The organism is Clostridium estertheticum, assembly GCF_011065935.2.
Lineage (GTDB): Bacteria > Bacillota > Clostridia > Clostridiales > Clostridiaceae > Clostridium_AD > Clostridium_AD estertheticum_A.
Genome location: NZ_JAAMNH020000001.1, coordinates 3,997,547 through 4,009,992, shown reverse-complemented (window position 1 = coordinate 4,009,992; position 12,446 = coordinate 3,997,547). Strand labels below are relative to the sequence as shown.

Here is a 12,446-nt window from a genome sequence, read left to right as displayed (position 1 = left end):
TGGGTATAGTAATAAAAATAACATAAGAAAGGAGCGTGATAATATGTCTAATCAGAAGATGCGTGAAAAGTCTAATAGATTGGTTAATGAAAAGAGTCCATACCTGTTACAACATGCATATAACCCAGTAAATTGGAATCCCTGGTGTGAAGAAGCTTTTGCTGAAGCAAAAGCACAAGATAAACCAATATTCCTTTCTATTGGGTACTCGTGATTGGGTCTAGTTTTTGACTTGCCATTGGTGTCATGTAATGGAAAAAGAATCTTTTGAAAATGAATCGGTAGCAGCTATTTTAAATAAATATTTCGTAGCAATAAAGGTAGATAGAGAAGAACGACCAGATATAGACAGTATCTATATGACGGTATGCCAAGCATTAACAGGAAGTGGTGGATGGCCCTTAACTATTTTTATGACTCCGGATAAAAAGCCTTTTTATGCAGGTACTTATTTCCCCTCGGAAAGTAAATATGGAATGCCAGGGATAATGGATGTATTGAATTCTATTGCAGAGCAGTGGAATGAGAAAAGAGAGGATATTGTAAAATCTAGTAAAAGAATAGTAGAGCATATAAAAGGCATTGATGCATTGGTTAATAGAGAGAAAATAGGGGAAGAAGAAATACATAATGCTTATAATAGCTTCAATAGTGTTTTTGATTTGAATTATGGTGGATTTGGTAGGTCTCCAAAATTCCCTTCACCTCACAATTTGCGATTTTTATTAAGATACTGGAAAAACTATAATGAGCCTAAAGCATTAGAAATGGTAGAAAAAACACTGGAAGCCATGTATGAGGGTGGGATTTTTGACCATATTGGTTTTGGTTTCTCAAGATATTCCACTGATGAGAAATGGTTAGTACCTCACTTTGAGAAAATGTTATATGATAATGCACTTTTAGCCTCAGTATATGTTGAAGCTTTTGAAGCTACAGGTAATGAGTTCTACAAAGAAGTGGCGGAAAAAATCTTTACTTATATATCAAGAGATATGACCTCGAAAGATGGTGCTTTTTACTCTGCTGAAGATGCAGATAGTGAAGGAGAAGAAGGCAAATATTATTTGTTAACACTTAAGGAAGTGGCTCCAGTATTAGGTGAACAGTTTTATAAAACCTATTGTGATCACTACAATATAACTGGAAAAGGCAATTTTGAAGGACGGAATATCCCAAATCTCATAGGTATGGAAAGTGGCACTAATATAAATGAAGATTTGCAGCAAAAACTAGAAAAAATGAGACTAAGGCTTCTTGAATATCGAGAAAGAAGAATCCATCCATATAAGGATGACAAGATATTAACCTCTTGGAATGGACTTATGATTGCAGCGCTCGCTTATGGCGGAAGGATTTTTGAAAATAGCAGTTACATTCAACAGGCAGAAAAAGCTATGGATTTTATCCTAAGTAATATGATTAATGAAAGTGGAAGATTAATGGCAAGATACAGGGAGGGGGAAATAGCACACTTAGGATATTTAGAGGATTATGCTTTTGTAGTGCATGCACTAATAGAACTATATGAAGCCACCTTTAATGTAAAATATTTAAGTAAAGCACTAGAACTTAATGAAAATATGTTTAAGCTATTTAAAGATGAAGGTCAGGGTGGATTGTTTTTATATGGGATTGATGGTGAAGAGCTAATTGTTAGGCCTAAAGATATATATGATGGTGCAGTGCCCTCAGGTAACTCAGTGGCTACATTAAATATGTTAAGACTTGCTAGATTAACTTCTAATAGTGAATTAGAAAATGAGGCATATGGGCAGTTTGAAGTTTTTGCTTCAAAGGTTAAAACTATAGAAAGTGCTCATGCTTATTTTATGACAGCATTATTATATAGTTTGGTACCAGGTAAGGATATTATACTTTCCGGACAAGAGCAAGACGTGGAAACTAAGGCTATGATTAAAGAAATTAATAGCACTTACCTACCTTTTGCAACAGTAGTTTTAAATACTGGTGATGAAAGGTTAAATGCTATTAATTCTGAAATAAAAGCACATAAACCCTTGAAGGGGAAAACTACTGCTTATATTTGCGAGAATTTTAATTGCAGAGAGCCTATTACTGATTTGCAAAAGTTTTCAGAGTATATTAAAGTTTAAGGACATTTGGGAGAATGAACAATTAATAATTTTTTTTATAAAAATTTAAGTATTACAAAGAACATCTACTTAGGTAGGTGTTTTTTATTATGAATAAGTGGTATATTGTTCTTATGAGTAATTATTCCTATTGAAATGCTAAAAAAACCTCGATTTATCAATGGTTAAGTCGATTTTTTTTTGTGAAATTTGAGTCATAATAATTAAATTATAGTTTAAAGGGAGAAGAAAATCATTAAAGCTAAAGTAAAAAAAGTTTTATTACCAAAGAACTAAAGGATTATTGCAATAAGTGATATACATGGTAACCTAAATCTTTTTCAAATGCTTTTAGAAAAAGTTTTCTACACACAACATGATATTCTATTTTTAGTAGGGGACTTGATTGAAAAAGGAAATATGAGTTTAAAAACCTTAAGATACATTATTGAACTAGCAAAGATAAATGAGGTTTATATAGTAAGTGGAAACCATGATACAATTTGGGAGGATATCAAAAATCAAAAAGATGATGAAAATCTTTTAAGATATATGATATTGCAAAAAAATAGTATTTTAAATGAAATGTGCTATGAACTATCAATTGAAGTTAATGAAAAATCAGATATTAAGTATATCAAGAAGCAGATAATGAAAAATTTCAGTTGTGAAATTGAGTGGTTAGAGCAATTACCCCATATAATTGAAACCCAAAACTTTATATTTGCTCATGCTGGTATTACATCTGAAAATTTAGAAGAACAGGATGCAAGTAAAGTCATGAAAAATGATGCGTTTTTGGAGCAGGGTTTAGTTTTTTCTAAATATGTAATAGTTGGTCATTGGCCAACAGCTAATTATGGGAGAGAAAAGGGTTGTTGCAATCCAATTATAAAAAAAGAACAAAAAATTATCAGTATTGATGGAGAAAATATAATTAAAACGGAAGGGCAGTTAAATGCTCTAATAATTAACGGCAATGATGTTGAAGTGAGGATTAATAAAAGAATGTGGCAAGGCAAGAGAGTGAGTTAGAGTTAATTAAGGATATTTTAATACACTAGTTTATCAAGGAAAGTTATTAGAATTGAGAATCTTTTAAAAATAGTTGACAACAATGCACTAGTGGTAATATAATATGATGTATTATGAAATAAATATAATAACTAAATTCTGTGAAGAGGACAGTACTTTCTTATTAATCTTAAAGCGAGCAAGGGGATGGTGTAAGCCTTGTAAGGTATAGGAAGTTAAATGGGTGACTATTTAACAAAATTAATCCAATTAATTTTAGGAAAAGAACCTTGGAGAAGCTGCCTGAACTAGTTAGAAGGAACAACTTTTGACTCTTATAGGGTAAGTCGCGAAGAGCGTTAAAATATTGAGTGGACTTTATAGTCAACTAGAGTGGTACCGCGGAAATATAACCCGTCTCTTTATTTAGAGATGGGTTTTTTGTTATATTAAAATATACATGAGTTTTAAAATAGGAGGAAATTATATGGATTATAAGAAAATAGTTGCAGAAAGAATTAAACAATTGGTGGATTTAGACATAGAAACAATAGAGAATTTGATTGAAATACCACCAAAACCTGAAATGGGAGAATTTGCTTTTCCTTGTTTCCAATTAGCAAAAACTATGAAAAAAGCACCTAATGCTATAGCGAAAGATTTAAAAGAAAAAATTGAGAATCAGGGTTTTGAAAAAATAGAGTGTTATGGTCCTTACGTAAACTTCTTTTTAGACAAAGGAGTATTTATTAAAAATACTATAGAGAAAATATTAAAAGATGGAGACCAATACGGGTCATCTAAAATGGGTGAAGGTAAGAATATGGTAGTAGAGTATTCATCACCTAATATAGCAAAGCCATTTCATGTAGGACATTTATTTACTACAGCTATCGGTAACTCTTTATATAAAATACTTTCTTTTGAAGGATATAATTGTATTGGAATTAATCATCTTGGAGATTGGGGAACACAATTTGGTAAGCTTATTTATGCTTATAAAAACTGGGGAGACGAAGTTGCTCTAGCGAAAGATCCCATTAGAGAATTATTAAGGATCTATGTTAAATTCCATGAAGAGGCTGAAATTGATCCAGCACTTAATGATGAAGGAAGAATGTACTTCAAGAGATTAGAAGATGGTTGCATCGATGAAGTTGCGCTTTGGACTAAATTTAAAGACTTAAGTCTTGTTGAATTTAAAAAGCTTTATGAAACACTAAATGTTAAATTTGATTCTTATGCTGGGGAAAGCTTTTACTGTGACAAAATGGATGATGTAATTGCAGACATTGATGCAAAGGGTCTTCTTGTAGAAAGTAATGGAGCTAAGGTAGTAATGCTAGATGAATTCAATATGCCACCTTGCATCATTAAAAAAGCAGACGGGGCTACAATATATGCAACCCGTGATTTAGCAGCAGCAACTTACAGAAAGAAAACTTATGATTTTCATAAAAATATTTATGTAGTTGGAAAAGATCAAGCTCTTCATTTTAAACAAGTATTTACTACTTTAAAGCTTATGGGTAATAAATGGGCAGAAGATTGCGTACATGTACCCTTTGGTACAGTAAGATTTGCAGATAAAAAATTATCTACAAGAAAAGGTGATGTTATTTTCTTAGATGAGTTATTAAGCGAAGCGGTGGCGAAAACTCTTGAAATAATAAATGTAAAAAATCCAGAACTGGAAAACAAAGAAGAGGTAGCTAAAAAAGTAGGAATAGGGGCTATCATATTCACTTATTTAAAAAATCACAGAGAAAGAGATATTGTTTTTAATTGGGAAGAAATGCTTAGCTTTGATGGAGAAACAGGTCCTTATGTTCAATATACTTATGCAAGAGCAAAAAGCATATTAAGAAAAGTTGAAGAGAATAACAAGGGACTTGAGTCAAATGTAGAGCTTGATTACAATAAATTAGATTCTAAAGAAGAATTTGAACTTGTAAAGCAATTAGAAGGATTCCAAAATTCAATTATGTATGCTATTGATAAATTAGAACCATCTATGGTTACAAGATACGTTATTGAAGTAGCTAAATCTTTTAATAAATTCTACAATCAGCATAATATAGCTAATTTAGAAGATGAATCTAATAAAAAAGCAAAAATTAAAATGGTAGAAGCTACTTGCCAAGTAATCAAGAATGCTTTAAACCTTATAGGTATAGAAGTCGTAGATAGAATGTAGAATAGAGAGGGTAGGTACAAACAAATAAACAAAACATAGGGTCATATTGTTTATTTGTTTGTGCATTATTGCAATGATTTGCAATAACCCTATTTTTAATGTATTATTAGAGTATAGAAAAATGTAAAATTTATTTAGAATTACTTAGCAAATAGAAAAACATTTGTTGTAATACTTTTCTTTTTTTATAGATTAGGGGGAACTATGTTTATCAAAGAATATGAAATTGACGTTATTTTACCCAAGGAAATTTTTAGAAAATATAAGATGGACACTATTGCGTATTTAGATATTGAAGCTACAGGGTTTGATTTTGAACGCGATAAAATAGTATTGATATCTTTGGGATATTACTTAAATGAAGATCAATTTAAAATTGTTCAATATTTTGCAGAATCGCCTTGCGAAGAAGAGCGTATTTTGAAAGAGCTTAAGAAATCTATGAATAATTTTGAAAAATGGTGTTCTTATAATGGTACAGCTTTTGATGAACCTTTCATAATTAGAAAGATGAGTAGATTTAATCTTGGATTTAGATTGCCTAGTGAACATATTGATTTATTTAAGATTATAAGACCATTTCATAAAAAAATGGGAATGAAGAACTGTAGTTTAAAAACTGTAGAGAAGTTTACTGGAATTAAGAGGCGAGATGAAATAAATGGAGCCAGGAGCGTTGAAATATATAATGAATACCTTGTAAACCATGATGAAAAATTAAAAGAAATTCTCATGCTTCACAATTATGAAGATGTCCTAAACTTACCTAAAATTTTCAAAGTGATTAATACTATTGAAAATGATTTAGATTTAAAAAGGAAAGAAAAATCAGCTAAAAAACAAATGTCACTTATAAATAATAATGTAAATACAAATCAGCCACTAAAAGTAGTAAATATCCAACTATCATAAAAAAACAGTCCCCTGGTACATTATAATAATAATGTACCAGGGGACTGTTTTTTATTGAATTTTACTATTATTCTTAATAGAAGGCTTTGTGTCGCAGCTCTGACTACAACCCTTACAGCCGTTTCCACAACCACAATCGCCATTTGCTTGTTTTTTTACGTTAGAATAGAATATATATCCAGCTACAATAACAATCACGAAAACAATAATAAATTCCACCGGCAAATCACCTCACTATATTTTAGACTCGATACTGTTTCAAAATAGCCTCTTTTTATTATCTGATTATAAAACTGCCTACATTAAATATTATGAAGGAAACTATCCAGGCTAATACTAATTGATAGCTTAGTGAAAAAATGGCCATTTTATTTCCATATTCCTTTTTCATAGTTGCTATTACTGATACACACGGAGTGTAGAGTAAAACAAAAGCTAAGAAACTATAAGCGGATAGGGGAGTAAAATAATTAGGTAGGATATGTGTTAAATTGCTACCATATATAACTCCCATTGTGCCTACAACTACTTCTTTAGCCATAAGACCGGTTAATAGTGCTATGGAATTTTGCCAAGAAGCAAATCCAAGCGGAATAAATAGTGGGTTTATAAATTTTCCAATAGCAGCTAAGAAGCTAGAATTTATATCAACCATACCTGTGGTGTTAAAATTTGATAAAAACCATACTATTACGGAAATTGAAAAGATTATAGTACCGGCTTTCTTTAAGAAACCTTTACCCTTGTCCCAAGTGTGAATTAATAAGCTCTTTGGCTCAGGTAATTTATATTCAGGTAATTCTATAATAAAAGGTTCTTCATCCTTTTTGAATAGTGTGTTTTTGAATAAGATACCAATTCCAAAGGCTACACCGATACCCATTAAGTATAATGAAAATACCACAAGGGTCTCTCTCCCTGGAAAAAATACTGATGCAAACAATGCATAAACTGGAAGCCTAGCGTTGCAGGACATCAGAGGTACTAAAAGTGCAGTAAGTTTTCTGTCTTTTTCACTCTCTAGAGTTCTAGCAGACATTATAGCTGGAACAGAACACCCGAAACCAACAATTAAGGGAATAAAAGCTTTACCTGATAAACCCATTTTCCTCATTAATTTATCCATAATAAAAGCTGCTCTTGCCATATAGCCACTATCTTCTAAAAATGAAATACCTAAGAATAATGCCAAGATAACTGGCAGAAATACTACTACGGAACCTACTCCACCTATGATACCATCAATTAATAGAGAAGAAAACCATGGGCTGTTATTAGCCAATAATTTAGTTAAAAATGGAACAAAATCATCATTAAGCAAGCTACTTAGAAAATCAGCTAATGGTTGTCCCACCCAACTGAAAGTAAACATAAAAATTAAAAATAAACTTCCGAAAAATAGTGGATAAGCAATTATTCTATTAAGAACAATTTTATCTATTTTTTCTGTAACAGAAACGCTATTAACGCTTTTTTTATTGATGATTGTTTTTAGTAAAACTTCAATATATGCGTAAGTTTCCTTTTCGTCTTTAAATTTTAGGCTATTTGAAGAGGCGGTAATATAATCCTCTTTAAGTAAGCAATCGCGAACATCAGAAATTCCCTTATCCTTTGAAGCTACTATAGGTATTACCTTTACTCCTAGTTTTTCTGATAAAAGCTTATAATCAATATCTAGACCCTTAGCTATTGCTACATCTACCATATTCAATACTAAAATTATTGGTTTGTTAAATTGTTTTAATTGTGTGGTAAGATATAAATTTCTATCAAGACTTGATGCGTCCACAATATTAATGATTACATCTACATTACCATTTTGTAAAAATTCCTTGGAAACTTTTTCTTCATTTGAATAAGTATCCATGGCATAAATACCAGGCAAATCAACAATTTTAATTTTATTATCGATAAAGCCTTCTTTTTTTTCAACTGTTACTCCAGCCCAATTACCTACGTATTGGTTAGAACCTGTAAGTGAATTATATAAAGTTGTTTTACCAACATTAGGATTACCTAGTAGTGCAGCAGTGATCATTCAAATCCTCCTCATTATGTCGCTTGTAAGTCGCTTATATGCTTAATAAGCACAAAACCATATAGATGCTATTTCCTTAATAGTATTCTGGGCATAATAATTATGCAGTTTTTATATTTATATTTTTAGCGTCATTTTTTCTAATGGCTAAATTGAAACCACGTAAATTTATAATTATTGGATCTCCTAGAGGAGCAGTAGCTTTTAAAGTTACTTCAGTACCTTCTATGCATCCTAAGGCGAGTAGCCTCTTAGCAAACTTTTCATCGCCGCAAACTGAATCAATTAGTGCTTTATCTCCTGGTTTTAAATCATAAATGCTTATAATAATCACCCCTTAATGAAAACAATTCTCAATATCATTTTAACATGGTTATCGATTGGTGTCAATGTAAAATAACAGGGGAATTCAATAAATTTTTTAAAATGCTTTCATATAATAGTGGAATTGTGATAAAATAGATTGAGCAGGGATTTAAATTAAAAATATGCAAATTTATGGGTTGTTCTTTAGTAAACTTGATAGGAAAGTTAGTAAACTTAGTAGAAAAGAGTGATATTGTGATTACAAAACTTAGTAGTGTTAAAGTGGGAGAAATTTCTATGGAAAGCTCACTAGACATAGACGGAAATAAACAACTCTTTAAAAATGCATTGTTTTTTGATTTAGAACATTACATTTATAAAAAGCCCATATGTATTGGAGTTTTTGGGTGTTGCGTTTATGATGAAATTTCAAAGGAATTAAAGGTTACTCAATATATGGCAGAAAATAAAAAAGATGCTATAGAAATATTATCACTAGCTAAAAGTTATTTTGAAGAAATGAAAGTGAAGTATAATAAAAAATACATCGTTACATTTTCAGGGAACAATGATTTTACAGTTATAAACTATTTATTAAAAGCACATAAAACAGATTTTTTATTAGAAGGGTATTTTGAAGAAATAGATTTACAAAAATGTTATGAAAAAGCTGAAGGAACTTGTATTGGGCTTAAAGCTCTAGAAAAAAAATTTGAGATTGATCGCGAAAGTGAATTAATAAGTGGGTCTAATTTAGCTAAAACCTTTGGTAAAATAGTAAAAGATGATGACTATATTAATAGAATGCCTCAAGAGAAAAAAGATAAGATATTATTATATAATCAACAGGATGTTGTCAGTTTATTTTATATATATATAGATTGGTATAATAGAATAAATTTAAAAACCGAAGAAATCACAGCACAGCAATAGCTGTGTTTTTTATTTGCAAAAAAATCATAATCTAAATCCTTTAGCATGCATAAAATTTCATTTCTTCTATGTGCCTTGCAAAAGAACTCGAAACAAGAAATTTCATACTTAACTTAGTGAATAGGAATACTGTGACCCTTTCCGTAATAATTTAATATAAGGAGTATGAGAAAAAGATTGAAGGGGGAGAGCATGTGGAGCAAGTTAAGAAAAACATTAATGTAGCTATGGGAAGAGCTAAAGCAGATTTAGTGCTAAAGAATGCAAATTTCGTTAATGTGTTTACTGAGAGTATAGATAGAGGGGATATTGCAATAGTTGGTGAGAATATTATAGGCATTGGAGAATACGCTGGGGACGTGGAAATTGATTGTACAGATTTATATGTTACACCAGGGTTCATTGATGCCCATGTACACATAGAATCCTCCATGATTATGCCACAGCAGTTTGCAAGGGTGGTAATTAAAAAAGGTGTAACTACAGTAATAGCAGATCCACATGAAATAGCTAATATAGATGGAATGAATGGTATTCGTTTTATGCTAAAGAATAGTAAGGACGCGCCTATAGATATTTTTTTCATGCTACCATCTTGTGTACCAGCAACAAAAATTGAGGATAGTGGATACACTCTTAATGCTGAAGATTTAGAAGAATTAATAAATAATAATAGAGTATTAGGGCTTGGCGAGGTAATGGACGTACCTGCAGTTATAAATTTAGATGAGAATATGTTAAAAAAAATAGATATGGCTAAGCATAAACATATTGATGGGCATTGTCCTAATATATCAAAGCAAGAGCTAAACGCATACTTAAGTTGCGGTATAAGAACAGATCATGAATGTACTAATGTTGTGGAGGCCGCACATAAAGTTAGTAGAGGAATGTACGTTATGCTAAGAGAAGGCTCCGCAGCAAGAAATTTAAAAGACATACTTCCTGCTGTTAACAATCGTAATTTCGGAAGATTTTTATTTTGCAGCGATGATAGGCATATAGATGACTTACTAGAAATTGGCTCTATAGATAATTGTATTAGGATTTCTGTAAAACAGGGGCTTAATCCTATAAAGGCATTTATAATGGCTTCCTATAATGCAGCTAAGTGCTATGATTTAAAGGATAGAGGAGCTATAGCTCCAGGATATAAAGCTGATTTGGTGCTATTTGAGGACCTAAAGGGTTTAAACATAAAAAAGATTATAAAAAATGGCAAGGAGTATGTAGAATTACAGGAGAAAAAATACGTTAACTTAAAGATAAATTCTTCAATGCATATGGATTTTATAAAAAGTGAAATTTTCAAAGTGAAAAGTTCAGCTGAAAATATAAATGTGATAAAATTAATTCCAAATTCTGTGCAAACAAAATTGGTGCAAAGAAAAATAGAAAATGAAGTTGGATATATAAAGAGGATCGTAGAAAAAGATATATTAAAAATAGCAGTAATTGAAAGGCATCATAATACGGGTAAACATTTTGTTGGGTTCATTGAAGGATTGGGTTTAAAACATTGCTCCATAGCACAAACTATAGCTCATGATTCTCATAATGTTATAGTGGTGGGCGATGACGATAAGGACATGGAGGTGGCTGTTAATACTCTTATTACTATTGGTGGTGGAATAGCTATGGTTTCTGAGGGAAAGGTTATTGCTCAGTTAAACTTGCCAATTGGAGGGATAATGAGTTTTGAAAGTCCCTATATGGTGGCAGAAAATCTAAAGAGGCTTAGTAGAATTGCAAGAAGCTTTGGAGTACGTGATGAATATGATCCTTTTATAAGTTTATCGTTTATGGCACTTCCGGTAATACCAGAAGTGAAAATTACTTCTAGAGGGTTGTTTCACTATAATAAATTTGAGTTTATACAGCTCCTGTCAAATAAAGAAGAAAATAAAATTAAAAGTAAAAATTAAAAAGAAGCAAATTATTTCTAAAACACATTCTTATATTCAATAGGAGTGTGTTTTTTGTTGTCCATTTAAGGGGAGATAGCTAATTTTTTAGTGGGTAAAAAATAATTATAAATGTATGTTTATAATTTAAAAAAAGTGGACAGAATTTTAAAAGTCATTAGGGTGTAATTTCGGTAATGAGGTCTATGGGTAGTATTTGTGCCAGCAGAAAATAGGAGAAGGATCGGTATAGGGAATAAAGTTTTAAATAAACTAGCTTAAGTTGTTAGCTCTCAAAAGGAGTTAAGATAAAAAACATAAAAGTAGGAGGAATTAAAAATGAAAAAAAATGTAAAAAAGAAAAAAGGGTTTACACTGATTGAGCTTATGATTGTAATTTCGATTATTGTTGTGATAGCGGCAATAGCAGTGCCTAAGTATGGAAATATTCAAAAGGATGCTAAAATAAAAGCTGATATTGCTAGTGCAAAGGTTATTGCTGATGCTACGGTAGCACTTATGGCTCAAGAAAAAATAACAAAAACTAATTACAGTGCTGGAGTAGAAATAACTGATACTAATGTTGCTGAGTCAGCTACTGTGATAAAGGATTATCTTCAAACTGTACCTGTTGTTAAGGCAATAAAAGATGCTAAGTTTATTGTGAAAATCGATACTAATGAAAATGTAACAGTTTTAGCTAATACTGCAGCTATTGGTGTATCTGGTGAAAATGACTATGTTGCTGCTGGTAATTATACGTTGTATCCTACACCAACAACGTTAGGTTATCCAACAAATCCAGATAAGTAAGAGTATTTGCAGTTTTACTTTTGCTTAAAGATTTCTGAATTTATAGCATTAAATTATTTTACAATTGGAAAAATCACCATTGCATTAATAATTAAAAACAATTTTATAGTAAAGCAAAACTAAAGTTTTAATCCACAAAAGCAAAAAAAAATATGTACATAATCTTACAATTACCTTTAGCGGAATTTAAGAAGGAAAAATCCCCACTTATATAAGTGGGGGCATAACAA

General features: G+C 31.0%; 11 protein-coding genes. 8 read left to right on the top strand and 3 right to left on the bottom strand.

The features are described 5' to 3' along the window. Positions 1–43: 43 nt before the first annotated feature. The 5 genes from G9F72_RS27460 to G9F72_RS19090 all read left to right on the top strand — a co-directional run bounded on the left by G9F72_RS27460 (position 44) and on the right by G9F72_RS19090 (position 6,219). On the top strand, positions 44–214 hold the full coding sequence (locus tag G9F72_RS27460; protein ID WP_164959609.1) for a DUF255 domain-containing protein: 171 nt from the start codon (positions 44–46) through the stop codon (positions 212–214). A 37-nt stretch (positions 215–251) separates the two neighbouring features. Then, a complete protein-coding gene (locus tag G9F72_RS19105; protein WP_164959610.1) occupies positions 252–2,117 on the top strand; it encodes a thioredoxin domain-containing protein in 1,866 nt (621 codons plus the stop codon). A gap of 279 nt (positions 2,118–2,396) precedes the next feature. Beyond that, positions 2,397–3,131: a metallophosphoesterase gene (locus G9F72_RS19100; protein WP_224676303.1), complete on the top strand. Its 735-nt coding sequence runs from the start codon at positions 2,397–2,399 to the stop codon at positions 3,129–3,131. A gap of 466 nt (positions 3,132–3,597) precedes the next feature. Next, positions 3,598–5,307: an arginine--tRNA ligase gene (gene argS / locus G9F72_RS19095; protein ID WP_164959611.1), complete on the top strand. Its 1,710-nt coding sequence runs from the start codon at positions 3,598–3,600 to the stop codon at positions 5,305–5,307. Positions 5,308–5,511: 204 nt separating this feature from the next. Beyond that, entirely contained in the window at positions 5,512–6,219 is a 708-nt protein-coding gene (locus G9F72_RS19090) for a ribonuclease H-like domain-containing protein (protein ID WP_164959612.1), read from the top strand. 51 nt (positions 6,220–6,270) lie between these two features. Here G9F72_RS19090 and G9F72_RS19085 read toward each other — a convergent pair whose 3' ends face one another. The 3 genes from G9F72_RS19085 to G9F72_RS19075 form a co-directional block, all read right to left on the bottom strand. Next, positions 6,271–6,438 carry a FeoB-associated Cys-rich membrane protein gene (locus G9F72_RS19085; RefSeq protein WP_164959613.1) on the bottom strand — a complete coding sequence of 56 codons (168 nt, stop codon included), beginning with the start codon at positions 6,436–6,438 and terminating at the stop codon, positions 6,271–6,273. Positions 6,439–6,496: 58 nt separating this feature from the next. Beyond that, complete coding sequence (gene feoB / locus G9F72_RS19080) at positions 6,497–8,260, bottom strand: ferrous iron transport protein B (RefSeq protein ID WP_164959614.1); 1,764 nt, start codon at positions 8,258–8,260, stop codon at positions 6,497–6,499. Between the two features lie 100 nt (positions 8,261–8,360). Next, entirely contained in the window at positions 8,361–8,585 is a 225-nt protein-coding gene (locus tag G9F72_RS19075; protein ID WP_164959727.1) for a ferrous iron transport protein A, read from the bottom strand. Positions 8,586–8,821: 236 nt separating this feature from the next. Here G9F72_RS19075 and G9F72_RS19070 point away from each other — a divergent pair, with 236 nt between their 5' ends. The 3 genes from G9F72_RS19070 to G9F72_RS27455 all read left to right on the top strand — a co-directional run bounded on the left by G9F72_RS19070 (position 8,822) and on the right by G9F72_RS27455 (position 12,216). Then, positions 8,822–9,499 (top strand): ribonuclease H-like domain-containing protein, encoded by a 678-nt coding sequence (locus tag G9F72_RS19070; protein ID WP_164959615.1) that lies wholly within the window; start codon positions 8,822–8,824, stop codon positions 9,497–9,499. A gap of 194 nt (positions 9,500–9,693) precedes the next feature. Continuing rightward, on the top strand, positions 9,694–11,424 hold the full coding sequence (gene ade, locus G9F72_RS19065; RefSeq protein ID WP_224676175.1) for an adenine deaminase: 1,731 nt from the start codon (positions 9,694–9,696) through the stop codon (positions 11,422–11,424). A gap of 318 nt (positions 11,425–11,742) precedes the next feature. Then, the gene (locus G9F72_RS27455) at positions 11,743–12,216 is read left to right on the top strand and encodes a prepilin-type N-terminal cleavage/methylation domain-containing protein (protein WP_164959616.1); all 474 of its coding nucleotides are present in this window, start codon (positions 11,743–11,745) and stop codon (positions 12,214–12,216) included. The last annotated feature ends 230 nt before the right edge of the window (positions 12,217–12,446 follow it).